27 protein-coding genes and 1 tRNA gene are annotated in these 22,398 nt (G+C 37.2%); 10 read left to right on the plus strand and 18 right to left on the minus strand.

Annotated features, from left to right (window positions below):
• Positions 1-14: 14 nt before the first annotated feature.
• Positions 15-1,487: a phosphoglucosamine mutase gene (gene glmM / locus AC012T_RS21635; protein WP_487060739.1), complete on the minus strand. Its 1,473-nt coding sequence runs from the start codon at positions 1,485-1,487 to the stop codon at positions 15-17.
• A 460-nt stretch (positions 1,488-1,947) separates the two neighbouring features.
• On the opposite strand from glmM, the gene AC012T_RS21640 reads away from it, so the two are divergent.
• The 3 genes from AC012T_RS21640 to AC012T_RS21650 all read left to right on the plus strand — a co-directional run bounded on the left by AC012T_RS21640 (position 1,948) and on the right by AC012T_RS21650 (position 4,161).
• Positions 1,948-2,664 carry a biliverdin-producing heme oxygenase gene (locus AC012T_RS21640; RefSeq protein WP_487060740.1) on the plus strand — a complete coding sequence of 239 codons (717 nt, stop codon included), beginning with the start codon at positions 1,948-1,950 and terminating at the stop codon, positions 2,662-2,664.
• A 320-nt stretch (positions 2,665-2,984) separates the two neighbouring features.
• Complete coding sequence (locus AC012T_RS21645) at positions 2,985-3,296, plus strand: hypothetical protein (RefSeq protein ID WP_487060741.1); 312 nt, start codon at positions 2,985-2,987, stop codon at positions 3,294-3,296.
• Between the two features lie 463 nt (positions 3,297-3,759).
• Positions 3,760-4,161, plus strand: a complete 402-nt coding sequence (locus AC012T_RS21650; protein WP_487060742.1) for a fasciclin domain-containing protein — start codon at positions 3,760-3,762, stop codon at positions 4,159-4,161.
• A gap of 319 nt (positions 4,162-4,480) precedes the next feature.
• Here AC012T_RS21650 and AC012T_RS21655 read toward each other — a convergent pair whose 3' ends face one another.
• The 4 genes from AC012T_RS21655 to AC012T_RS21670 all read right to left on the minus strand — a co-directional run bounded on the left by AC012T_RS21655 (position 4,481) and on the right by AC012T_RS21670 (position 5,951).
• On the minus strand, positions 4,481-4,987 hold the full coding sequence (locus AC012T_RS21655) for a PIN domain-containing protein (protein WP_487060743.1): 507 nt from the start codon (positions 4,985-4,987) through the stop codon (positions 4,481-4,483).
• Positions 4,980-5,231: a UPF0175 family protein gene (locus AC012T_RS21660; RefSeq protein ID WP_487060744.1), complete on the minus strand. Its 252-nt coding sequence runs from the start codon at positions 5,229-5,231 to the stop codon at positions 4,980-4,982. Before AC012T_RS21660 ends, AC012T_RS21655 begins: the two co-directional genes overlap by 8 nt.
• Positions 5,232-5,299: 68 nt before the next feature.
• Positions 5,300-5,740 carry a type II toxin-antitoxin system VapC family toxin gene (locus AC012T_RS21665; protein WP_487060745.1) on the minus strand — a complete coding sequence of 147 codons (441 nt, stop codon included), beginning with the start codon at positions 5,738-5,740 and terminating at the stop codon, positions 5,300-5,302.
• Positions 5,733-5,951, minus strand: a complete 219-nt coding sequence (locus AC012T_RS21670; RefSeq protein WP_487060746.1) for a hypothetical protein — start codon at positions 5,949-5,951, stop codon at positions 5,733-5,735. Before AC012T_RS21670 ends, AC012T_RS21665 begins: the two co-directional genes overlap by 8 nt.
• Before the next feature lie 187 nt (positions 5,952-6,138).
• Between AC012T_RS21670 and AC012T_RS21675 the strand changes: the two genes are divergently transcribed.
• The 5 genes from AC012T_RS21675 (at position 6,139) to AC012T_RS21695 (ending at position 9,756) form a co-directional block, all read left to right on the plus strand.
• Positions 6,139-7,206, plus strand: a complete 1,068-nt coding sequence (locus tag AC012T_RS21675; protein WP_487060747.1) for a pentapeptide repeat-containing protein — start codon at positions 6,139-6,141, stop codon at positions 7,204-7,206.
• 176 nt (positions 7,207-7,382) lie between these two features.
• On the plus strand, positions 7,383-7,637 hold the full coding sequence (locus AC012T_RS21680) for a hypothetical protein (RefSeq protein WP_487060748.1): 255 nt from the start codon (positions 7,383-7,385) through the stop codon (positions 7,635-7,637).
• Positions 7,630-8,073: a type II toxin-antitoxin system VapC family toxin gene (locus AC012T_RS21685; RefSeq protein WP_487060749.1), complete on the plus strand. Its 444-nt coding sequence runs from the start codon at positions 7,630-7,632 to the stop codon at positions 8,071-8,073. The genes AC012T_RS21680 and AC012T_RS21685 overlap by 8 nt, the downstream gene beginning before the upstream one ends.
• 167 nt (positions 8,074-8,240) lie before the next feature.
• Positions 8,241-9,290: a cobalamin biosynthesis protein CobW gene (cobW, locus tag AC012T_RS21690; protein WP_487060750.1), complete on the plus strand. Its 1,050-nt coding sequence runs from the start codon at positions 8,241-8,243 to the stop codon at positions 9,288-9,290.
• A gap of 1 nt (position 9,291) precedes the next feature.
• Complete coding sequence (locus AC012T_RS21695; protein WP_487060751.1) at positions 9,292-9,756, plus strand: ABA4-like family protein; 465 nt, start codon at positions 9,292-9,294, stop codon at positions 9,754-9,756.
• A gap of 258 nt (positions 9,757-10,014) precedes the next feature.
• On the opposite strand, the gene AC012T_RS21700 is transcribed toward AC012T_RS21695, so the two are convergent.
• The 5 genes from AC012T_RS21700 to AC012T_RS21720 form a co-directional block, all read right to left on the minus strand.
• On the minus strand, positions 10,015-10,233 hold the full coding sequence (locus AC012T_RS21700; RefSeq protein ID WP_487060752.1) for an acetyltransferase: 219 nt from the start codon (positions 10,231-10,233) through the stop codon (positions 10,015-10,017).
• A gap of 98 nt (positions 10,234-10,331) precedes the next feature.
• Positions 10,332-10,640, minus strand: a complete 309-nt coding sequence (locus tag AC012T_RS21705; protein ID WP_487060753.1) for a DUF3181 family protein — start codon at positions 10,638-10,640, stop codon at positions 10,332-10,334.
• A gap of 121 nt (positions 10,641-10,761) precedes the next feature.
• Entirely contained in the window at positions 10,762-11,019 is a 258-nt protein-coding gene (locus AC012T_RS21710) for a hypothetical protein (protein ID WP_487060754.1), read from the minus strand.
• A gap of 201 nt (positions 11,020-11,220) precedes the next feature.
• The gene (locus tag AC012T_RS21715; RefSeq protein WP_487060755.1) at positions 11,221-11,610 is read right to left on the minus strand and encodes a response regulator; all 390 of its coding nucleotides are present in this window, start codon (positions 11,608-11,610) and stop codon (positions 11,221-11,223) included.
• Positions 11,610-12,806: a GAF domain-containing protein gene (locus AC012T_RS21720; RefSeq protein WP_487060756.1), complete on the minus strand. Its 1,197-nt coding sequence runs from the start codon at positions 12,804-12,806 to the stop codon at positions 11,610-11,612. Before AC012T_RS21720 ends, AC012T_RS21715 begins: the two co-directional genes overlap by 1 nt.
• A gap of 506 nt (positions 12,807-13,312) precedes the next feature.
• On the opposite strand from AC012T_RS21720, the gene AC012T_RS21725 reads away from it, so the two are divergent.
• Positions 13,313-13,510 (plus strand): DUF2795 domain-containing protein, encoded by a 198-nt coding sequence (locus AC012T_RS21725; RefSeq protein ID WP_487060757.1) that lies wholly within the window; start codon positions 13,313-13,315, stop codon positions 13,508-13,510.
• Between the two features lie 58 nt (positions 13,511-13,568).
• On the opposite strand, the gene moaC is transcribed toward AC012T_RS21725, so the two are convergent.
• Positions 13,569-14,072, minus strand: coding sequence for a cyclic pyranopterin monophosphate synthase MoaC (gene moaC / locus AC012T_RS21730; RefSeq protein ID WP_487060758.1), 504 nt, complete (start codon positions 14,070-14,072; stop codon positions 13,569-13,571).
• Between the two features lie 40 nt (positions 14,073-14,112).
• Between moaC and AC012T_RS21735 the strand changes: the two genes are divergently transcribed.
• Positions 14,113-14,186, plus strand: a tRNA-Arg gene (locus tag AC012T_RS21735).
• Between the two features lie 47 nt (positions 14,187-14,233).
• Here the strand turns inward: AC012T_RS21735 and AC012T_RS21740 are convergent.
• From AC012T_RS21740 to AC012T_RS21770, 7 genes are all read right to left on the minus strand, one after another.
• Positions 14,234-15,460, minus strand: coding sequence for an MFS transporter (locus AC012T_RS21740; RefSeq protein ID WP_487060759.1), 1,227 nt, complete (start codon positions 15,458-15,460; stop codon positions 14,234-14,236).
• A 46-nt stretch (positions 15,461-15,506) separates the two neighbouring features.
• Positions 15,507-16,523: a glycosyltransferase family 2 protein gene (locus tag AC012T_RS21745; protein ID WP_487060760.1), complete on the minus strand. Its 1,017-nt coding sequence runs from the start codon at positions 16,521-16,523 to the stop codon at positions 15,507-15,509.
• Between the two features lie 46 nt (positions 16,524-16,569).
• Positions 16,570-17,271 carry a DUF4276 family protein gene (locus AC012T_RS21750; RefSeq protein ID WP_487060761.1) on the minus strand — a complete coding sequence of 234 codons (702 nt, stop codon included), beginning with the start codon at positions 17,269-17,271 and terminating at the stop codon, positions 16,570-16,572.
• The gene (locus tag AC012T_RS21755) at positions 17,271-18,374 is read right to left on the minus strand and encodes an AAA family ATPase (protein ID WP_487060762.1); all 1,104 of its coding nucleotides are present in this window, start codon (positions 18,372-18,374) and stop codon (positions 17,271-17,273) included. The genes AC012T_RS21750 and AC012T_RS21755 overlap by 1 nt, the downstream gene beginning before the upstream one ends.
• Positions 18,375-18,476: 102 nt before the next feature.
• Positions 18,477-19,085, minus strand: a complete 609-nt coding sequence (locus AC012T_RS21760) for a Uma2 family endonuclease (RefSeq protein ID WP_487060763.1) — start codon at positions 19,083-19,085, stop codon at positions 18,477-18,479.
• Between the two features lie 30 nt (positions 19,086-19,115).
• Positions 19,116-21,890 (minus strand): KGGVGR-motif variant AAA ATPase, encoded by a 2,775-nt coding sequence (locus tag AC012T_RS21765; protein ID WP_487060764.1) that lies wholly within the window; start codon positions 21,888-21,890, stop codon positions 19,116-19,118.
• Positions 21,887-22,366 (minus strand): hypothetical protein, encoded by a 480-nt coding sequence (locus AC012T_RS21770; protein ID WP_487060765.1) that lies wholly within the window; start codon positions 22,364-22,366, stop codon positions 21,887-21,889. Before AC012T_RS21770 ends, AC012T_RS21765 begins: the two co-directional genes overlap by 4 nt.
• Between the last annotated feature and the right edge of the window lie 32 nt (positions 22,367-22,398).

Raw genomic sequence — 22,398 nt, forward strand, 5'->3', positions numbered from 1 at the left:
GCACTCAGTACTCTTTATCCTAAATGTTGTTGGACTTGTGAGACTAATTCACTTGTCCAATAGTTGGCAAGTTCAGCGTTGGCTGCTTCAACCATGACGCGGATCACTGGTTCTGTACCGGATGCGCGGACTAAAATTCTGCCATCATCACCCATTGCGGCTTCGGCTTGAGCGATCGCATTTTGTACGGGTTGACAATCTTGCCATCCTAAACGACGCTCACGATCTAATACTCGCACATTCCGTAATAATTGGGGGTAGGTCTGAAAACTTTGATCCACCATTTCACTCAGAGAAATACCTGCTTCTTTGACGACAGCAGCTATATGCAAAGCTGTTAACAAGCCATCACCAGTAATACCATAATGACGACAGAGAATGTGGCCTGATTGTTCACCACCTAGCATTCCCCCAGTTTTCAGCATTTCGGCTTGTACATATTGATCACCTACGGCTGTGCGAATTAAGTTACCACCTAATTGCTGCCAAGCTTTTTCAAAGCCTAAGTTAGCCATAACAGTAGAAATAATCAGATTATCTGGTAACTGTTGCTTTTGTTGTAGGTGGCGACCCCAAAGATAGAGAATGTAATCGCCATTAATTTCTCGACCAGTATTATCTACAGCTAAAACCCTGTCTGCATCACCATCAAAGGCAAAACCTATATCGGCGTGATGTTCTTTAACCGTTGCTTGGAGAATATCTAAATGAGTTGAGCCACAATTAACATTAATGCGATCGCCATCAGCTTCATTATGCAGACAAATCACCTCTGCACCCATTTCCGCAAATACAGATGGTGCTAATCCAACAGCCGCACCCCAAGCCAAATCTAAAACAATCTTCATCCCCTGAAGATTCATCGTCGGTTGTAAAGGCTGTTGCAACGCCTGACGATATTGTCCTATTAACTCTTTCCGTGAATGATGCTGTCCGCATTTATCCACAACCGTCCCAGATGGTATTTTCCCCCGTAATCCTTTTTCAATTTCCGCCTGTAATTTGGGAGACAACTTCGCACCATTTGCACCAAAAATTTTAATGCCATTATCTTCTGGTGGGTTGTGGCTGGCAGAAATCATAATCCCACCGATAGCATCACTCATACTGGCTAGATAGGCCACACAGGGAGTAGGACATAACCCTAAATACCAAACTTCTAGCCCTGCTGCTGTTAAACCTGCACTCAAAGCCATAGCTAACATATCGCTAGAGTTTCTAGAATCCTGTCCCACAATCACAGGGCCAACTTCAGCCGCATGATTATGCAAGACAATACCCGCCCAAAAACCCACTTGCAACGCTAAAGGCCCATTTAGTAATTCTCCAACTTTGCCACGAATACCATCTGTACCAAATAGGGGACTTGCAGGTAGGGGAATTAAATTAAGCGCACAACTCTGTTCAATTTCTGTTCTTAATCCTTCTGATTTGGAATTAGAACCCTCAGAAATCCAGCCTTGAGTTCGAGTTATAGACGAAACCATATTTTTAAACACTCCACACAATCACACCGGAGAATAACACGTTAGACTTTGTTCAACAATTCTGACGAAATAGCTTTTAAACAGTACGCCTGTAATTGTTTTCTTAATGACAATTAATTATAACACTCTCTTTATGCGTAATTTTACATAAAGCTATGATGTTTAATGATGAATCTTTCGTAAATCATAGTTGCTGACAGCAGAATTCAGGAGTCAGGAGTAAAACTAGCTTGGTGTCTAGGTTTCAATTTTGATTCTGTACCTCATTAATCTGCAATCTGCTGTAAGTTTATGAATGCGAAGAATATCTGTATTATTTAGCACAAAATATTTCTAGCTTAAAGAATTTTAATGTAAATTCTCATCAAATAGTTTTAATGTAACCTTTTAATGGCATTTTTTAGCCATTGATAAATCAGAACTTCGCCAGTTGACTTTATTAAGGTTAATAAATTTTAGTATGAGCAGCAATTTAGCCAGCAAATTACGTATAGGTACAAAAAAAGCCCACACAATGGCAGAAAACGTGGGTTTTGTCAAGTGCTTTTTGAAAGGAGTGGTAGAGAAAAATTCCTACCGCAAATTAGTTGCTAACTTTTACTTCATCTACTCGGCAATGGAAGAGGAGATGGAAAAGCACCGCAATCACCCCATTGTCGGCAAAATTTATTTTCCCCAACTCAACCGCAAACATACTTTAGAGCAAGACTTAACTTACTACTACGGTTACAACTGGCGAGAGCAAATCAAATTATCCTCCGCAGGTGAGGCTTATGTAAACCGGATTCGGGAAATTTCTGCTACCGAACCAGAGTTATTAATTGCTCATTCTTATACCCGTTATTTAGGTGATTTATCGGGTGGACAAATTCTCAAAGGTATTGCCCAAACAGCGATGAAGTTGGGTGAAGGCGAGGGTACTGCCTTTTATGAATTTGCAGATATTACCGATGAAAAAGCATTTAAGGCTGAGTATCGTCAAAATTTGGATGCTATGCCTATTGATGATGCCACAGGCGATCGCATTGTAGAAGAAGCAAATGCCGCTTTTGGCGTGAACATGAAGATGTTCCAGGAATTAGAAGGTAACTTAATTAAAGCGATCGGGATCATGGTTTATAACACCTTAACCCGCAAACGCACAAAAGGTAGCACTGAATTGGTGACTGCTGAGTAATGAGGTGACAGGTGACAGTATAAAAAGCCTTTCATTGTCACAGCTTTAATTAAAAACTGTCGAATTATATAGGGGTAATTTCCCTGTGATTGTTTTCTGTGCATGAAAGCAACTGGAGGGAAGTTACCCCTAAATTTTGTCATTCAGCAGACGAAATTCTTGCACACTCCGCAAGAAAATTTGATAATATAGCTTATCTTAAATCCTTCTTAAGAGAGAAGACACGCGAAACACTTATAAATGAGTACTTTTAACTTCCGTATTTTCTCATCTCTGAATTTGGATTGTTATAGCTGCTGTTGATACAACGCACAAAATAAATGATGAATTCAAAGAAGTTCCAGGAATTAGTAACACTTGCAAATGAACACGGGATTAATTGTCAAGCAGCCCCAGAAGAGTGCTTGGTTGCGTCCTTACCTGGATACGACGATTTTTTATTAGCTTTTACTTGGTCTAGTACAGTTGAAGAAGATCCATCAGAGTATGAATTAATAGCAATTAGCGTACAGGATATTACTAAAGAAAGAACAGTCGCAGCTTGGCAAATTCCCACTTATTTATTTAGCAATGTTTTAAGACAAGCGCAGATGCTTGTAGCTGCTCATATAGATTTTATTAACCATAGCTAAAAGCTATATCTATTCTCAATAAATCCCAAACTCTGACTGTAAGATACTAGCAGGAGTCCTATGTTTAGTATTTTTACTAAGTATTTAGTATCACATATTCTCATGCATTTTTATTGTTAACAGGACTTACGCAATTGGCATATCAGTAGGGTGCGTCAGACTTTATAAAGCCTGCAAATAAACAGATATTTGATAACTGACGCACCATAAAATAGATGTTTAGCGTGACACTTGCGTAACTCCTAGTTAATTTCGCATCGGCTAGAATTTAAAGTGTTCCTAAAGCAGATACAGACTATTTTTTGAGTTTTTAGCTCAACTATTTGGTGAATAAAAAGTTACATTTTATCAACTTAGTATAGTCATCAACAAATTGAGTTTAGGCACATATCTAAGGATAGATACAATCCATTATAAAAAAGTTTAGATTTGTCTGGAAATGTAAAGAAATTAGTGAAACAACATGGCTGACATTGTTGATACCGCTGCAAATGCTGGATCTTTTAACACCTTAGTTACTGCGGTTCAAGCTGCTGGGTTAGTTGATACTCTCAAAGGTCCAGGACCATTTACAGTTTTTGCACCTACTGATGAGGCATTTGCTAAACTTCCAGCAGGTACGGTAGATGCTTTACTGAATGATATTCCCAAGCTCAAGAAAATCCTGACTTATCATGTTGTTTCCGGTAAGGTTCTAGCAGCAGATGTAGTTAAACTCAAGTCAGCTACTACTGTAGAGGGTTCAGATGTAAGAATTGACGCTTCTCATGGTGTCAAAATAAACGATGCTAATGTTGCAACACCAGATGTTGCTGCTGATAACGGCGTTATTCATGTCATTGATACAGTCTTGATTCCTGCGTAAGCAAGCCTTTAGATAGAGAACACATTTATGGGGCAGTGATTAACTACAGTCGCTGCCCTATAATAGTATTAAGCTTTTTGAGAATGAAAAATTACAAAGAATTATAATTTTATGACTAAAGCAGAATTTACTATTTCCACCCACACCGTTACAGATGCTATCAAACAAGAAAAAATCTCCTAAATTTGATTGGTAGGAATTAAGGAAAAGAAGAGAAGAATTAAGTGATACTCATCCTTTAACAACAAAAGAAATTTGTGAAATTGTGCGAGAAGTTCGCCAACTTTCTTGAACTCAGACATACAGATAATATTGTTATTTATTCTCCTACCAATGCCAGTGCTTGATTGATAACTTTTTGAGATAGATACATTCCAGAGAGCCGTAATTGTTCTAAAATTGGTCGTGCAGATGGAATTACGCCACGTTGTTTAGCAGTAAGAACTATACCCAAAGTTCCCCTCACAGGAATACCCAAAGCCTCTGCACACCGACGACCTGCTAAATCATCAATAATTACCTCAGTACCATAATTTACATAACCCCACGTCAAAACCGCAGATTCTCCAGCGCCTAAATCCCAATTTTGAATAATTGCAGGTACAGGTGGTATTTCCGTGACTACCAGCCAGGAGGTGTTAGCTAGTGCGTTGGCGGTGATGTCCGTTTCTCCATAGGCTTGAATTTCACTGGACACTGCTTGAGGAACAATAATTTCAGGGCTGATTATTTGCAACAAGTTGAGGAAACCGCCTTTTGACAAAAATATCAACGGTGAGGTATTTATTGCTGGTTTAATAGCTTCATTTAGTAACTTGTTAGACACGATTTAACTCTTGTTGTAAATCATCAAAGTCTACAGAAAACACATCTATTTGTTCACGGGAAAGGGCAGCAATAAAATCACGTCGGTTTAACCCGGCTATTTGTGCAGCTTTTTCCTGGGAAATTTCATTTTTTTGATACCAAAATATAGCTGCTGCTAGGCGCATATCACGGACAAAATCATCTGGGGAAAGACGACGAGCAGAAAATACTTCTGGGGGTAAGTCTAGGTTTACTTTAGTCATAATTTTATTTAGCACTCACTAAAGACACAATATAATAAAATTAGGTTAAAATCCGAATATTGGTAATTTTAAGTATAAAAACTAGGAACTTTAATAAATCCCATCCCAACCTGATTAAAATGGTCATCACCAGTTAGAATTAAACTAATTTTTAATTCTTTCATTACAGCCATTGATGATAAATCTGTAAATGAAATTAAAGGCTTATCCAAATATTTTAAGCGCAGATTTTGGGTTGCTGTAAATCTTTCAGGAGTCATCCAAATTAATTTAAAATGCTCATTCTCGAAACTTTTTAATAATAACTCCATTGCTTTCTTAGCTTGATAAACATTTAATCGCTTAAACAATAAAGTAAAGGTTTCGGTCAGAACATAATCAGTTGTATAAATAAAACCTTGCTGACTGATTATATTTTGATAACAGTCAACTGCTTCTTGATGATAAGTTTCTCGACGATCATAAAGCGTCAACCAACCCCAAGTATCAATAAATAATTGACTATTCATATAATTCTTGATCTATATTTTGCGCTAAACTCCCATGTTCAACTGCACCAATAAACTCAGCTAGTGGATCATTAATAAAGTCTTCATCCTTCTTTGTCTGAGAATTAGATATCAGAACATGAAGAAACTGTAATACCTGACTAAGTTGTTCATCAGGAATTTGATTGATTTCTTCTAATACTACTTGTCGAAGATTTGCAATGGTACTCATAGGAGTAAACTAAAATTATTGGTACTACCTTCAATTATAATATAATCCACATTCAGTTAAAGCTATATTTAGCTATTGCTTGCCAGAAATTGATTTTTTGGCGGTAAATTTTAACGAGCTTAGTTTGATATTAATGAAATTAGGTTAAAATCCGAATATTGGCAATTTTAGGGATAAAAACTAGATTATGGCAAATGATAAGCATTTGGCAATGCTGAGGGAACACAAATACGCTTGGGAAAAGTGGAGAAATGAAAATCCAGAGGTAATACCTGATCTGAGCGGTGCTTATTTGGGCTTTGCTGACCTGAGTGACGCTGACCTTAGATTTGCTAACCTCAGTAAAGCTGACCTGAGTAAAGCTGACCTTAGATTTGCTAACCTCAGTAAAGCTGACCTGAGTGAGGCTAACCTCTTTGACGCTGACCTTAGATTTGCTAACCTCAGTAACGCTAACCTGAGTGAGGCTAACCTCCGTTACGCTGAACTGCTAGCGGCTAACCTAAGTGGTGCTAATCTAAGTGGTGCTAACCTTGAATGGGCTGGACTGGAAGGAACAACGCTGAGTGGTGCTAACCTTGAATCGGTTAATTTATCACGCGGTTTTATGTTGATTCGAAACATCTATTTCAGTTGTTATAAGGCAAATTTCACAGGTGTTTGCATACAAGAAGATTGGAAATTTCCAAGTTTAATAGATATTGATAAAGTAATTTGTGAATACATATATATTATTAATGACGATAAAATTAAAAAGCGCATACCTAAAAATCGTGATTTTGAACCTGGAGAGTTTTCCAAATTATACCAACAAAATGATTCGATTTTATATAATATTCCCCAAGGCGATAATACTATCAATAATCAAGGAGTTCAATTTTTCAACCAAAATATTTACAATTGGCAAGGATTAAAATTCAAATCAAAAACAGAAATTAAAATTGCTCAAGCATTAGACCGGAGTGGAGTTTTATTTTTCCCCAATTGTTTAGCCCGACTTAATACATTCAGTGGTAAAAGAGGAAATAAAGAACCTGATTTTCTTATTTGTTATAATGGTCAATGGGGAATTTTGGAAGTTGATGGACCGCATCACGACACCCCAGAACATATAGTTGAGGACGAAGAAAGAGACCAGAGTTTCAAGAAAAACGGTATCAAAGTAGTAGAAAGATTTGATGCTGAAAGATGTTATATCAATCCTGATGAAGTAGTGCAGGAATTTTTCAAAATGATAGAAATTGGATATTCTTAATACTTCTTCCTTTCTTCCTTCGTGTACTTCGCTGCTTCGTGGTTCATTTACTCCATATTCTTAAAATCAATCAACATTAATATCCCTAACTTTTATGGGTAACGTAGGATAAATAAAGCAACTTACGTTATAATCAAATAAATATCAATAATCATTCCTTACCAATAACCACAACTATGAACAGGGAATTAGTCAAAAAATTAGTTGAAATTATTCATTGTTTATCCCCCGAAGAAAAACAATTATTAGAAACAGAATTACAAATTAAACCTGACTGGAATATTATCAAAAAAAGCATCCTTCAAAGAGGAGAAATACTTAATCAAAGACTTAACAATCAATCTTTACAAGATACAATCACTAACATGATCTCAGAAATGAGAGAAGAAAGAAGTGAGGAATTAATCAATATATTCAAAATCCATGAATAATTATCTAATTTGTGTAGATGCCAGCTTTACCATTAATTTAATTAATAGTAAATCTATGGATTCATCATTTATCAAACTATGGGAAAATTGGCAACAAAATTTTGCTACTATTATTGCTCCTACATTATTTTATTATGAAATCACTAATGCTTTACATCGCATGAATAAAGCAAATTTATTAACTATTGAAGAAACAGAAAAGGCTTTGGAAGATGCGTTAAATTTAGGAATAGTTCTTTATGGAAGTTCTCAATTTTCCCAACTTCACGAAATGGCACTAACTCTAGCCAAAACTCTCAAATTATCTGCTGCTTATGATGCTCATTATTTAGCATTATCACAGTTATTAAACGCGAAATTTTACACCGCAGATAAACGTTTATATAATAGTGTTAAATCATCTTTAAACTGGGTACACTTTATTTCTCACACTTGACCAAAAGCGTAATATTTTAGAGGAAGGCATAAGATCCCCGACTTCTGAAATCAATTTTTCTTCCTTTCTTCCTTCGTGTACTTCGCTTCTTCGTAGTTCATTTAATCGAAATTCTTCCATCATAACAGAAATAGTGTAAAATCAAATAACAAAACAATACACAAAACATGGCCACAAAAATCCCCGTTACAGTCATCACCGGCTTTTTAGGAAGCGGTAAAACCAGCCTCATCCGTCACCTACTGCAAAACAACCAAGGACGACGCATAGCAGTATTAGTCAACGAATTTGGCGAACTGGGGATAGATGGAGAATTATTAAAATCCTGCCAAATTTGCCCCGAAGATGAAACAGAAGCAAATCCAGAAACTAATATATTTGAACTGACAAACGGCTGTTTATGCTGCACTGTGCAAGAGGAATTTTACCCCACAATGCAGGAGTTAATTAAACGCCGTGATAGTATTGATTGTATTATCATTGAAACCTCTGGTTTAGCATTACCAAAACCCTTAGTTAAAGCCTTTCGTTGGCAAGAAATCCGCAACGCTGCTACAGTAGATGCAGTAATTACAGTAGTAGATTGTGCTGCGGTGGCTGCGGGAACATTTGCTAGTGATTTAGAAGCCATAGCCGCCCAAAGACAAGAAGATGATAGTCTAGAACATGAAACACCATTGCAAGAATTGTTTGAAGATCAACTTGCTTGTGCTGATTTAGTAATTTTGAATAAAACTGATTTAGTTGATGATCAGCAAAAATCACAAGTAATAGAATTAGTCAAAAATGAATTACCTAGAGTTGTGAAAATTGTCTTTAGTGATTATGGTAAATTAGACCCATCTATATTATTAGGATTTGAAGCCGCAGTAGAAGATAATTTAGATTCTCGTCCTAGTCATCATGACACAGAAGAAGATCATGATCATGATGATGAAATAAATTCAACTCACGTCATTTTAGACCGGACTTTTGACCCAGAAAAGCTACAAGCAAGATTAGAAAAACTGGTACAAGAACAAGAAATTTACCGCATTAAAGGTTTTGTGGCTGTTGCTAATAAACCCATGCGGTTAGTTATGCAAGGTGTAGGAAATAGATTTGATAAATTTTATGATCGTCCTTGGAAACTAGAAGAAGCTAAACAAACCAGTTTAGTTTTTATCGGTCGTAATTTACAATCTTCAGAAATAGAATCTCAATTAGTAGCTTTGTAATATGAATATCACTGATTTATTTAATGTTGCCAATTTGTTTGTTTTGCCTTTTTGGGCTTTGATGATTCTTTTACCCAACTTGAATGTCACCCGCAAGGTAATGGAATCTTATTTACCTTTTGTGGTATTAGCTACTACATATTCCTATTTATTTGTCGTCAGCATTACTCCAGAAAACGCCGCAGCTTTATCAAATCCTCAATTAGCAGATATAGCTAAGTTTTTCGGTAGTGAAACAGCCGCTGCTACAGGATGGATTCACTTTTTAGTAATGGATTTATTTGTTGGTAGATGGATTTATTGGGAAGGACAAAAAACTGGAATTTGGACAATTCACTCTTTGGCTTTGTGTTTATTTGCTGGCCCTTTAGGTGTGCTTTCTCATATTGTCACCTATTGGATTACTAAAGCTTTTTATAAAGGTTCTGAGGGTGTAAAAGTAGAAGAAAAAGCTGCTGTGAATTAAATTCACCATTAAGTATCCCTTAAGGGTAAAGCGCAATGCTCATGAGTGTCAAATTAAACTCAAATCGTTACTATATCTCGTTCCTAGTCTCTGACTGGGAATTCTATCACATAGGTTCTGCCTCGACTTTAATGGAAGGCAGAGCCTTCTAGAATCAATTCCCATACTCTCTATGGGAACGAGAGGAATCTAGACTCCACAAAAACAGGGTTTAGCAATGCTAAACCCCTACAATATTTAGGATTATAGTTAATTCAATTATGCAGCGTGGGCTACTCTAAAGTTGGCATCTAACCAACAACGTGGTAGGTCTTCACCAGATGGAAAAACTAAATTTTCCTTTTTATATGTGTCAGTTTCTTGTTCTTCTTCACCTTCTTGGTCTTTGGCATGAATAATGTCAATATTGGGATCTATCAATTCTTGAAGATCCATTATTTTCACTAAATCGCTGCTATTTTTGAGTTGTAAAAACATATACAAAACTCTCCATTAATTATTATGTGTGAATTTTAAACGCAGAGGTACGCGGAGGTTAGCGCAGAGGTAAACAGAGGAAGAGGTAAAGAGGGAGTTTAGATTTCTCTCTGATATTTTTCGAGAATATCTACTAGGGTTACTTGACATTGCAGCGGTAATAAATCAATTAATGGTACTTCTTTTCTACCACCGCCAATTTTTACGGGTATGGATGCTAATAGTTGCAGAACTCGGTCTTCGTTGACGGTTTTTGAAGTGATTAAGGGATACAATTGTTCGGCAAGAATGGTATGCATTTTGGCATTAGATAGATAAAGATGCCATTTAGCAATATCTAAGTAGACGTTTTCACCAATTTCTGATGCTAGGGCTTCTAGTAGTTCTGTGGTGTTGGTTGGAGCCATAAATATAACCTCGTGATGGAAAAAGAGCGCGAACTCTCGGCTTATTTGCCATTATCGCGCAATTAGCTAGGCTATATCTACTACCACAGGTTACAATTGCCCCAGCATGGGCAGTAACTCTTCAGGTTGATTTGGGTGGTGTTGGATTGTAATTAGCGATCGCACTAATATAAATTAGATGCACCAGCACTACCCCTACCCAGCCTAGTGTTAAAGGTGTTAACCACTCCCAGGATGTGGCTTTCAAGATATGGAAAAACCACAACCCAGAATTGACTGTAGCCGCAACAGCTACATGAAAAGCAAAATTCATCCGGTCATCTAATTTGCGAAAATCGGGGTCTTTGCGATCAGGTTTGCGAGGCCAACGAGGAGGCATAAATAATAAATGTTTGTGAATTTGTTACAGAAGTTAATACACTTTACCTATTTTAAGGGTTTTAGGTGTCATTGGCTCACATACAGCAGAATTCAGGAGTCAGGAGTCAGGAGTCAGGAGTCAGGAGTCAGGAGTAAAACTGGCTTGGTGTCTAGGTTTAAATTTTGATTCTGTACCTTATTGATCTGCAATCTGCTGTACCTACATTAAAGTAATTGAGTTTTTGTAAGCTGACTCTATAGTGTCCAGTAACTTGGGAATATCATAGGGTTTAGTTACCCAATAGGAAACACCCAAAGTTGAAACTAATTCCTCTGGATAACCATAAGCCGTAGCGAATACAATAGCTAAATTAATACCCTGAATCTGAAGGTGTTGATAAACCTCAATTCCTGTGAGTTCTGGCATTCTATTATCTAAGATTAATAAATCTGGTTGACACTGAACTACTTTTTCTAAAGCTTCTTGACCATCCTTTGCTTCTGATACATCCCAGCCTTCTTCATCCAGTAAAAAAGAAAGCATCTCTCGACAATCTTTGTCATCATCTGCAATCAGCACTTTGCGCTTTTTAAAATTTTCAGTATTCATCAATTTCGCTTAGTTATGGGTAGAGAAAAAATCTCAGTTATTGGTTCTAATTTAGAAGTATTCAACCCAGGAATAGAAGTGAAACTTACTTGTGCAAGTTCAGAATATGGCATTTTCTCAACTATAACTTTTACTGCGCCATTTTTACCTGCTCTCTCAAAAGAGTTTAAAAAACAGCGCAGTAATTTTCGTGACAGCATGATTATATCTGCCATTACTATAATTTGCTCTGTCCAGGCAGTAAAAATTTCTACCTTGCGGATCGCAGCCTCAGTTGCTAAAATGTCTACCAAATCTTGCAAAATATCAGTAAGTGATAAATGTTGAATTACTCCGATCTCTAATGATGCTAGATTACGCCAAATTGCAGCACGATGACGAAATATTTGGATTGATTTTTCTGCCTGTTGCAATAATTTTATAGCATAATCTAAGCGGTTAACAGCTACCATCCGAGAGCCAATTTCCAGTTTTAATCGTGCTGCTTGATGCCCTTGGATGATATCTTGACGCAATTCTTCTAATGGCTGATAATCATCAGGATTCGATGCCAACACACGGTGAATCTGTTTTTCTAAATTTCCTATCAATAATTCTGCTTCAATACCGTGAGATGCACATATTAAGATCTCTTTTAACCTTTGTCCAGCATCAGGACGACGGACGGAGATACTTAATACACCAAGAATTTCTCGGTTTTCGTCCCGCAGCGGAATTCCTTGACAAGTAAAAGGATGAAATCCCTGAATAAAATGCTCTGCGGCCACGATTTCTACATAATTTTCTTCAGCCAAGGGAGTACCAATACCATTAGCACCAGCTACCGCTTCGGACAGCAGGGAACCTTGACGAGGAAATGATTCAGAACCTTGTATAGTTTCCTTGTCACCGGCTACATTTAGTAGAATACCTTGGCGATCGCTTAACATTACCGCATGATGATCTCTACCAGCTGCCTGTGATAGGGTTCGGAAGTAGGGAGCAGCTAAATTAATTAGATCACTATGTTGCGATACTAAACGTTCAGTCTCTAAGCTGGATAGTTTCTCTGCTTGAAGAGCATGGTTATTAGCCCCTTGCAAATGCGATCTTTCCCAAGCTCGATAGATTTCCGAACGCAACATCTCAGCACAAATTCTGCCCGTTGCTGTATATATATGTCCTGCTTCTACCGCATTATTTCCCTTATGGGACATAGCTTTCACATCATTGATTTGAAAAATATTACTTAGAACTTACAGAGAGCAAAAATCAATGGTTTTGGTAGGGTGTAGGCAATTGTGTGTATGTGAAGATAAATAAAGTAAAAGTTTTTAATATATTAGCCACCACTTTTCAAACCTCCTTTTAGCTCTTCCCAATCTTTTCACCAAGCCCTACACTCTGTCAAGACAAATACTCTTGGTGAGTAAATTTTGTTATTTTTTAGTTCTTATATTATAAAGTATTCTCAATTATTTGCTTCATGCCTTCACATCTATGACAATTCTAGTTGATGAGTGATATTTTTAAACATACCGCCTAGAAATCAAATTTAAATAGATGAAATTTGAGTTTTATCTACCAATTTTTACATCAACCAAGTGGATGAATCCACTGGATGAATTTTTATTTTTTCTATTAACATTTATTCATCTTTTTGATAGAGGGAGTTAATCAATTCACTTGTGAAGATGTAAAAAACCTGAAGTGGTGGATAAAAATGGCTAAAGCAAATCCAGTTGAACTCCAAAAACATTTGAAAGGCGTTGATTATCCTGCTGGTAAAGATGAATTGATTGAACACGCTAGAGAGCAAGGAGCCGATAAAAAAATCCTCTCATTACTGGAACAATTGCCAGAAGATGAGGAGTATGAAAGTCCCACAGAACTGAACAAAGCTATAGGTGAGGTTCAGTAGCTTAGGTAATGGGTAATGGGTAATGGATTTTCTAATCACCAATTACCCAAACTAAAATCTAAAATTCCAAATTAGTATAATCTCCTGATTTTCCACCAGTCTTACTGACCAAACTAATTGATTCAATTTGAATCGACTTTTCTAAGGCTTTTGCCATATCGTACAAAGTTAGTGCCGCAATAGAAACGGCAGTTAAAGCTTCCATCTCTACACCAGTCTCAGCTTTAGTTTTGACTGTGGCATAAATTTGATAACCAGGTAGTTCGGTATCTGGTGTGACTTCAACAGTAATTTTTTGCAAAGGTAAGGGGTGACAGAGGGGAATTAAATTTGATGTCTGTTTAGCAGCCATAATCCCCGCTAATTTGGCAGTTGCCAAAACATCACCTTTGGGAGTGTTTCCTGCTTCAATGGCTGCAAACGTGGCTGGCAGCATCCGCACCTGACCCCTAGCGATAGCTTCCCTCACAGTGGCAATTTTTCCCGATACATCAACCATTTGAGCTTCTCCCTGGGGGTTAAGATGGGTGAGTTGAGAAGAATTTAAAAAATTATCTTGCATGATTGGCAAAGTTCATGTTAATATCAGATTCGTTGGTTAAGGGCGTGTAGCTCAGTGGACTAGAGCACGTGGCTACGGACCACGGTGTCGGGGGTTCGAATCCCTCCTCGCCCGTTAAATAAAAATAATTGCACAGACTGTCATCATGGGGTTTGTGCAATTTATTTTTTCAGGGCATAAAAATCTTCACCTTGACCAAGGGCAAAGCGCAAAGAGTTTGGTAAGTTACGACTGGACTGGGTGATGAAAATCAAGATAGCAAGGACAGTTAAACCAGTAGCAAAACCAAATGTACTGCGGTAGCCGATTTGTCCAGCAACAAAACCCACAACTGGGCCTGCTATAACTAGACCAACATCAAATCCCATTAAAGATACGCCAAATATGCGCCCCCGTTCATGGGGTAAGGCTCTATCTGTCATCATGGCAGAAATCATGGGAATAGCAGTACCAGAAGCAGCACCTTCAATAAATGCTCCTAATAAGAAAGTTAAGGCACTGTTGGCTTGCCAAATAAATATCATTGCCAGAGTGTATGCAACCAAGCTGAAAGTTACAAATAAACCGCGTCCATATTTATCAGAAGCCCGACCTGAGACTAATCTAATAGTAAAACTGGATATAGCAGCGGCTGTAAAAAATAATCCGGCATTTAAATCGACTCCCGTTGATTTGATGTACAAAGCTATAAATGTATGTACAGTACCTAAAGCCAAACCAACGAGTAAAAGTACGATCGCAGGTACACGCACACGAGGACTAATTAGCAATTGCCAAAATCGATCATCATTAGTTTTTGGAGGTTGTGCAAAAATAGGTGGATTAACAATAGGCAAGATACAAAGTAAACCCAAAAATCCTAAAACAGCAGAGGAAATAAATAATGGTGTATAACCTGCTGTTGCTTGTAAATATCCACCCAAAGCAGGGCCAAGTGCCACACCTATAGGATTAACCAAACTCATATAACCGATGACTTCACCACGACGGTGTTCTGGTGCTAAGTCTCCAACTAAGGCGATGTAACCTGTGGCAAAGGCGGCAATACTGATGCCATGAAAGGCACGAATGAGCATTAAGGGCAGGAGTGATTTTACTACCAAATAACCCAAAGGTGCGATCGCAGCCACTGCCATCCCAATCAGCAACACAATCTTTCTGCCCCGACGATCTGCTAGTACTCCCACTTGAGGACGAAATACCAACATCCCAATCGCAAAGCTACCCATCACAATCCCAATTTCTTGTTTTGTAGCCCCAATAGACTCAATATACAAAGGTAAAGTCGGCAACAACGAAGCTAGACTTGACCAGAAAAATAAACCAGCCGCAAATAATATCAGCAAGTTTCGCCGCAGACCAGGGTCAAAAGTATCAAAAGCTTTCACAATAGATGCAATTTAATGCTGAGTATTTTGTCTTTCTATTGTTACGTTACTTAACATTTTTTGCCACTACTTCCCGCACCCGATATATCGGTCTTCCTTGAGATTCATGATAGGTACGCATTAATAACTCTGCCAAAAGGCCGAAGCAGAATAACTGCACTCCTGCTACTAACAATAAAACCGCCAAAATTAGCAAAGGACGATTACCGATATCCGTATGAAAAGCCAATTTAACGAAAGTCAGGTAAATGCCGATTCCCATCCCAGAAACTATGGAAATTAAACCCAACAGCCCAAAAACGTGCATTGGCCTGGTGAGGAATTTTTTCATAAACAAAATAGTCAACAAATCCATCAACACCCGAAAAGTCCGGGAAATACCATACTTACTTTGACCAAAGCGTCGTGCATGATGACGCACAGGCAATTCTGTAATTCTCGCCCCTTCAATGTAAGCCAAAGCAGGTAAAAACCGGTGTAGTTCCCCATAAAGGTTCATATCTGCAACTAATTCGCTACGATAGGCTTTCAGAGAACAACCATAGTCGTGAATATACACGCTAGTACTACGGCGAATTAACCAATTAGCAATTTTAGAAGGCAGCAACCGATTTACCGCCCCATCTTGGCGATTTTTTCGCCAACCGCTCACCAAATCATAACCTTCATCCAACTTGGCCAATAACATTGGTATATCAGCCGGGTCATTTTGCAAATCAGCATCTAAAGTGACAATCGCTTTCCCTGTGGCATAATTAAAGCCAGCCGCCATAGCCGCAGTTTGTCCGTAGTTACGCCGCAAAATTACCGCTTTTAAATCCGGGCGTAATTGGGCTTGTTCCTTGAGAAATTCCGCCGAACCATCAGTGGAACCATCATCCACACAGATGATTTCATAACTCACCTCACTTTTCTCCAGAGTTGATGCGATCGCCTCTAGTAACAAAGGTAAACTTTCGACTTCATCTTTAATTGGTACAACTATGGATACATCTATAATTGGTGATTGGTAATTAGTGATTGGTAATTGATGATTGGTAATTGGTGATTGGTGATTAATCATTGGTGATTGGTGATTGGTTATAGGAATATTAAAACAATAATTTTAATCAATTAACTATTCTTACTTCTTCGTTTAATAATTCGAGTCGTGATAGCCATGAATTAAAGTGAGGACACTTACTCCTAATTGTTTCCAATCCAATCAATTCAGCTAATTGTGAACCATCAGCGACTTTTGCCCTTTCATAAGCAGGAAACTGGGCAATAATACGTTTACTAGGGGCTGTTTCCATCCCGTCATTAATTAACTCAGGTGTTTCATAGCCATCAGCAATGGCCTTGAGAATCGCAACCTGATCTAAACAGTTATCATAAATAAACTCAAAACAAGTTGGATTAGAAAACAGGTAAGCTTCGTATTCGTGCAATTGAATGTAGGGTATAAATCGCCGATCACCAATGTCCTTGACGAAGCTTTTTTCTAAAAAATCTACCCGTTGTGCAGGATTTTGGCGAAATTTTTCAGACTCATTTAATCCCGGAAATTCAGGAGCGATTGCATATAAATCAATCATCGTTGTAAAGAACACATTAGAGCCTTTTTCTTGTTTGAGAAAACGCAAAATGTCGTCCTTCATTGGCTCGTATTTTCGACCGCCACCACGATGAACCTTACCCTTATTTCTTGCATGAGCTATCAGTATAATCTTGTCTAGAAAAATATCGTATTGAGCAAGGTGTGGTTGCAGAATATTATCAGCAAATGTCTGTTCAGTTTGCCCTTCTGCAAATAAATAGAGTCTTATCATTAGTGTGGACCTCCACCAATGATATTTTTCTCCCAAATTTCTCCCAAACTATATTCTTCTAACCAAGTTTCTAATTCTTCAGGATTTAATCGCTTAAATTGCGACTCCTTACCCACTCTATCTACTGTAATTACATCTTCAGGATTAAAGTTATCTAAAAAAGAAGTAGATTGAGTACTAATCAGAATTTGTGTATAATAGGAAGCTTTACCAAAAATAGCCGCTACAATATTCAAAGCATAAGGATGCAAACCCAATTCCGGTTCATCAACAATAATTAATGCTGGAAGTTCATCTTCTGGTTGCAAAAGCAAAGTAATTAAACAAATAGCACGCAAAGTGCCGTCAGAAAATTGGTGTGATCCAAAAACTTGATCTGATCCTTTTTCCCGCCAATTCAAAATAACATTATTACCTCTAGGTTCAAGCACAAAATCATCAAAAAATGGGGCAATTAAACGGATGGTTTTAATAATACGCTGATAGGCTGTACTATGATCTTCGCGGAATCTCAGAAGTAATGCAGCTAAATTTCCCGCATCAGGCATTAACCAGCGATTATCACCAACATAACAGGATTGATGAACTGCGGCTGTAGAAGATGTATCATGAAAATGGTAAACACGGCATTGGTTGAGCAAGTTTTTGATAGTGTTGGCTATTGTTGGTGTACCTTGAACCGATGCTTCGTTAATTTTTGTCTCCTGATATCCTGCACCTAACGAGTAAGTGTTTGAAGCTTGGGATAGGTTTAAGCCGTTTCGCGTTAATTTTTCTTCCTCGAATATCAGCTTATCCCCCGCTGCATGAACTAGAAGCATGGTATATATGATATCAAGGCTTCCATTGTCAACTTTGAATTCTAATTGTGCTTTTATTTGCGGTGTTATTTTAGCTCCAAAATGTAACAGAGATTGAGCGTAACCGGATATGCCAATATATTGTTGCAATCTTCCGGCCATCATCTCATTTAACATCTTAAAAAACGAAATAAGATTACTTTTACCTGCTCCGTTAGCTCCAATCAAGATGTTTAAAGGACGCAATTCAATATCCATTGTTTTAATGGACTTGAAACCGTTGATAATTAATCGTTGCAGCATGGTCAAGAATATTATTTATGCAGAATTTTTCTATATTAAAGTCTATGCCTAGCTATTATACAGATGTTCATTATTCAAACGAGCAATTGTAAGAAGATTGTCTTAAAATTTAATCCGGCGATAAATTTCATTCATCGGAAGTTCTACATTTAAACTGTGCAGAAAAACTGACTTTTCAATCTGATCATAAGCTTGCAATTGCCAAAGATTATTATTTTGCTCTTCCTGTTTATAATAATGCTCAATATAAGGTTCAGTTTGACTAACAAGCACATATTCACAAAAGCTAGAAAGAGAGCGGTATTTTCTGAATTTATCTCCTCTATCATAACCTTCTGTAGAAGGTGAAAGAACTTCAATAATCAATAAAGGATTGAGAATTTCATCGGTGCGATTACCGTTAAATTCCGGTTCACCATTAATCACTAGAACATCTGCATAAGTTCCATGATGAAAATCAGGAATCCAAACCCGCAAATCACTGTTGTAAAAGCGAAAATCAGTATCTCTGAGTAAAAATCCCAAGTAAATTAATATATTACTAGCTATCGCACTATGAACTTCTGAACCTCCAGGGATAGCAATAATCTCTCCATTGCGGTATTCGTGTCGCTCTGTGGCGGCTTCCTCCATTGCTCTATACTCATCTGGAGTAAAATGAGTTATTGTCGCTTCTGGGGAATTTGGCAGGTTGGTTTGAGCAATAACCATGCGATCGCACCTCCTAATAATAAAAAATAATTACAAAATTACTTTTCCTAATGCCTTCCGTTTTAGTACTAGTACACGAGGACGCGCTCTACTAGCTAATGAAAATCCTAGACCTTCACGGAAGATTTCTGGCATATAAAAACGCGCTGTATCTTCCTTTTCTTTATCTTCGTAAATGACCCCCATCTCTTCTAACATTCTCACAGTTTGCTGATCCATACCTAACTCTTCGACAGCAAAAGGAATTTTCTTTTGTTCAGGAGTAAAGGTACGAAGAGTTTCATTAACCCATGTTCTAAATATTGGATATTCCTCTTTTGCTTCGTCTACTTTCTTCCTACTACACGGCTCAATTGCTCGACGGATAGCTTGAGGAGGTAAGAGTCGGTTTTCAGAAGACCACTTTACAAATTTTAATTCCTGAGGACTCTCTACCGTTATAGCAGCCGCATGATATAAAAGACGTACAACATCTCTGGCTTGAAGTCTGTTATTAAAATCTGTCAACGCCGCAAATATCCAAGAATCAGTGTAGGCTTCATTAGATTTATCTGTACCGAGTTTTTTGCCCCATAATTTCTGTAATTCTTCTGTAAGCTTGCTTTTGCTTAAACTGTCAATATTTTTGTTTGCATTTATTACATTTGCTTTACTACAGATCCAATAAACTAGCCTCAAAAAAGATTCTTGATCCCAGGATAAATCGTAAGGACGGTAACGGTTTTCAAACTGTTTCAAGTCTTGATTAATTGTATAACGCAGAAAATCACGGCGGAGAAATATGATTAAACCAAGATTAGATTGCCGTATTTCAGATAACTGCTCTGGTACATTCTGAATCAAAGCTCTTAAAGCTTTTCTTTGTTCTGGTTTAGAAGAAATCTCAGATAAAATGTTTTCTAGTCCATCAAAAAGAAAGATTATTCGTAAATCTTGATTTTTTAATTCACGATTTATTCTGCTCAGATTATTAACGCTTCCCTCGTCACTGTTAATACCTATAGCTATTGATATTTGACTAATCCAAAATTCTGTCCATTCTGGTTCTGCCCAGTCTGTATTCGATAAAGCTTTTTGAATTTTAGTTTTGAAGCCATCAGGTGAAAATTCAGGTACATTTTCGCTTAAAGCTGCTCTAACATTGCTTCTAGCTGCATTAGTTATATTCTGAGCTTTAGGGAGAAGGTTGCCTGATTGAAGCAGAGGAAATATATATGTTTTTAATTCTGATTTTGTCGATGTAGTGTCAATTTTATTCAAAAATGATTCCCAATATTTAAAACGTGACAACTGAACATAATTAAAAGTTTTGCCTGCTCCTTTAGCTCCAATCGATACTACACAAGGTAATTGCTCTTTGTAATTAGTCGCTAAGTTTTTCAATGGTTCTGTTACTAATAAATCTTCCCCTTCTCCATTTTCAGCATATTCATAAAGCTGACTCACATTCCTAAGTTGGCGAACTTCTGCTAGTATATCCGCTTCTTCTGTATAACTTAACCTTGATTCTTCACTGGACGTATGTATTAACTGTCCCTTAGCCCACTCTCTAGCAATTCTCATTACTGAAGTTGAATTTAATTTTGAGCGTGCATCTTCCCAGTTATTTACATAAAGTAATTCTTCCGCAAAATAAGCTTCTTTTATCTCCAATCTTGGCTCATTTAACGTATCTTCTTGTGATTGGACATAAGCAGATATCAATTCTACTAAGGCATCATCAAATGCTGGTAATTTTTTAAATTCTTCTTTTAACATACTAATCAATATTGATGGATCATAGTATGTTTTATCTTTTACGCTTGCTTCCAACGGTGCTACTTTACCAATTTGTTTCAAAACAAGACTTGTGCCTTTAATAGATTGATCATTGATTGTTGTAACTAGAAACCGCTGAACTCTTGGATCAAAAATTATTGGACTGGATATTTCACTTAAGCCTGCTCTCAAATCAATAAAAACATAATCTGCATTAACAACTTGACCTAATTTATAGATAGCATTGCCATATTCCCAAGTTCCATCTGGACTTCTAACCAAATGTTCAGGTAGGATAGGTGTATCTAGTAGCTGTTCATCCTTAAGACAAGCGGGTAAGAAATAAATTGTTGATTTATCGCCATTTTTAGCTGATTTTTTCACTTCACCTGCAAATAATGAAAGTGCTTCTTCTCTTTCAATAGTTGGATAGTGGTAAACTTCTAAGAAATCAATAAAAGAAACTTCAGGCTGTTGTTTTTCAAAAGCATTCCAATAAGTAAGACCAGGAGCTTCTAAATCAGCATCAATCACCAAGATAGTTATGGATTCATTTAACTCTTTAGCTCTATCTAGCAAAGCGAAAAGATGGGCTGCTAAATTTAATGTTCTACCTACACCACCTTTAAAAGAATAAAAAGCTATTAAACCAGGTTTTTCAGTATATGGTTCTGGAAGCTTAACTTTATTTCTTCTTACTTCTTCTGTTCCTAAATCACTCTGTAGATAAGCAATTTCCTCCCAAAATGGACGTACCACAATATCAGTTATATAAGTTTCTTCTCCAATGATAAATTCTACTGGTAATGTAGCATCACCAAGGTCAAATTGAATAACAGAATCTTCTTGCTGATACCAATCTTTAAACCATTCCTTTAAAGCAATAACAGCATTGTCTCGATTTTCTTCATTAAGAAGATATATTTCTAAACTATCTGAGTAAGAGCGAATTTTTAACACTCCTTTTGGTAGATTAGTACCATAGTTAGTTTTGTCCCAAATAATTCTTCTAACATCTAGCCAAGTGAATAATTTGAGTCCATTCATATTTTTTCGATTTCTCCTGCAATCCATTTTGCTATTACTAACAGTTTATTCTCTATATCTTCATCGCTTGCTTGTTTTTCATTTTTTTTAGTAATGGTATAAATGACGTTTCCTCCATATCTCCACATTTGGTTAATCTGTCCACTATCTAATTTCCTCTTCTCTTGTTTATTCTTTTTATTATTTCTCCTATCTGGGATATCCTCCATACGTACTTCAGGTAGTCTTAAATTCCCTTCTGCATTTAGACAATCTAGCAATTTATTTATATTATGTTGGCATTCAGCAATTTCTGGGCATAAATCAGTGCGTTTACGCTTTTTTTGCTTCATGAACATTGCCTTAAGTCCACATTCAACAGCATAAAATAATAGTAACCTATGGGCATTAGTACAGGGTGGGAGTGTTTTTTGATAAGCAGAAAAATTTCCACGCCATGCTCTTTCCATTTCTCTGTCTGTGAAAGGTATTGCCATTAAGCTATTATTATTCCAGGTAAATAAGATTT

The organism is Anabaena sp. EIM26, assembly GCF_057568715.1.

What these genes read in the sequence shown, in the direction of transcription:
- AC012T_RS21685 (WP_487060749.1), top strand. Translation starts at nt 7,630, where the DNA reads ATGAATAATTATCTAATTTGTGTAGATGCCAGCTTTACCATTAATTTA.
- AC012T_RS21755 (WP_487060762.1), bottom strand. Translation starts at nt 18,374, where the DNA reads ATGCTGCAACGATTAATTATCAACGGTTTCAAGTCCATTAAAACAATG.
- AC012T_RS21765 (WP_487060764.1), bottom strand. Translation starts at nt 21,890, where the DNA reads ATGAATGGACTCAAATTATTCACTTGGCTAGATGTTAGAAGAATTATT.
- AC012T_RS21760 (WP_487060763.1), bottom strand. Translation starts at nt 19,085, where the DNA reads ATGGTTATTGCTCAAACCAACCTGCCAAATTCCCCAGAAGCGACAATA.
- AC012T_RS21725 (WP_487060757.1), top strand. Translation starts at nt 13,313, where the DNA reads ATGGCTAAAGCAAATCCAGTTGAACTCCAAAAACATTTGAAAGGCGTT.
- AC012T_RS21700 (WP_487060752.1), bottom strand. Translation starts at nt 10,233, where the DNA reads ATGTTTTTACAACTCAAAAATAGCAGCGATTTAGTGAAAATAATGGAT.
- AC012T_RS21665 (WP_487060745.1), bottom strand. Translation starts at nt 5,740, where the DNA reads ATGAATAGTCAATTATTTATTGATACTTGGGGTTGGTTGACGCTTTAT.
- AC012T_RS21770 (WP_487060765.1), bottom strand. Translation starts at nt 22,366, where the DNA reads ATGGCAATACCTTTCACAGACAGAGAAATGGAAAGAGCATGGCGTGGA.
- AC012T_RS21705 (WP_487060753.1), bottom strand. Translation starts at nt 10,640, where the DNA reads ATGGCTCCAACCAACACCACAGAACTACTAGAAGCCCTAGCATCAGAA.
- AC012T_RS21640 (WP_487060740.1), top strand. Translation starts at nt 1,948, where the DNA reads ATGAGCAGCAATTTAGCCAGCAAATTACGTATAGGTACAAAAAAAGCC.
- AC012T_RS21680 (WP_487060748.1), top strand. Translation starts at nt 7,383, where the DNA reads ATGAACAGGGAATTAGTCAAAAAATTAGTTGAAATTATTCATTGTTTA.
- moaC (WP_487060758.1), bottom strand. Translation starts at nt 14,072, where the DNA reads ATGCAAGATAATTTTTTAAATTCTTCTCAACTCACCCATCTTAACCCC.
- AC012T_RS21695 (WP_487060751.1), top strand. Translation starts at nt 9,292, where the DNA reads ATGAATATCACTGATTTATTTAATGTTGCCAATTTGTTTGTTTTGCCT.
- cobW (WP_487060750.1), top strand. Translation starts at nt 8,241, where the DNA reads ATGGCCACAAAAATCCCCGTTACAGTCATCACCGGCTTTTTAGGAAGC.
- AC012T_RS21660 (WP_487060744.1), bottom strand. Translation starts at nt 5,231, where the DNA reads ATGACTAAAGTAAACCTAGACTTACCCCCAGAAGTATTTTCTGCTCGT.
- glmM (WP_487060739.1), bottom strand. Translation starts at nt 1,487, where the DNA reads ATGGTTTCGTCTATAACTCGAACTCAAGGCTGGATTTCTGAGGGTTCT.
- AC012T_RS21710 (WP_487060754.1), bottom strand. Translation starts at nt 11,019, where the DNA reads ATGCCTCCTCGTTGGCCTCGCAAACCTGATCGCAAAGACCCCGATTTT.
- AC012T_RS21645 (WP_487060741.1), top strand. Translation starts at nt 2,985, where the DNA reads ATGATGAATTCAAAGAAGTTCCAGGAATTAGTAACACTTGCAAATGAA.
- AC012T_RS21745 (WP_487060760.1), bottom strand. Translation starts at nt 16,523, where the DNA reads ATGATTAATCACCAATCACCAATTACCAATCATCAATTACCAATCACT.
- AC012T_RS21720 (WP_487060756.1), bottom strand. Translation starts at nt 12,806, where the DNA reads ATGTCCCATAAGGGAAATAATGCGGTAGAAGCAGGACATATATATACA.
- AC012T_RS21715 (WP_487060755.1), bottom strand. Translation starts at nt 11,610, where the DNA reads ATGAATACTGAAAATTTTAAAAAGCGCAAAGTGCTGATTGCAGATGAT.
- AC012T_RS21650 (WP_487060742.1), top strand. Translation starts at nt 3,760, where the DNA reads ATGGCTGACATTGTTGATACCGCTGCAAATGCTGGATCTTTTAACACC.
- AC012T_RS21750 (WP_487060761.1), bottom strand. Translation starts at nt 17,271, where the DNA reads ATGATAAGACTCTATTTATTTGCAGAAGGGCAAACTGAACAGACATTT.
- AC012T_RS21675 (WP_487060747.1), top strand. Translation starts at nt 6,139, where the DNA reads ATGGCAAATGATAAGCATTTGGCAATGCTGAGGGAACACAAATACGCT.
- AC012T_RS21670 (WP_487060746.1), bottom strand. Translation starts at nt 5,951, where the DNA reads ATGAGTACCATTGCAAATCTTCGACAAGTAGTATTAGAAGAAATCAAT.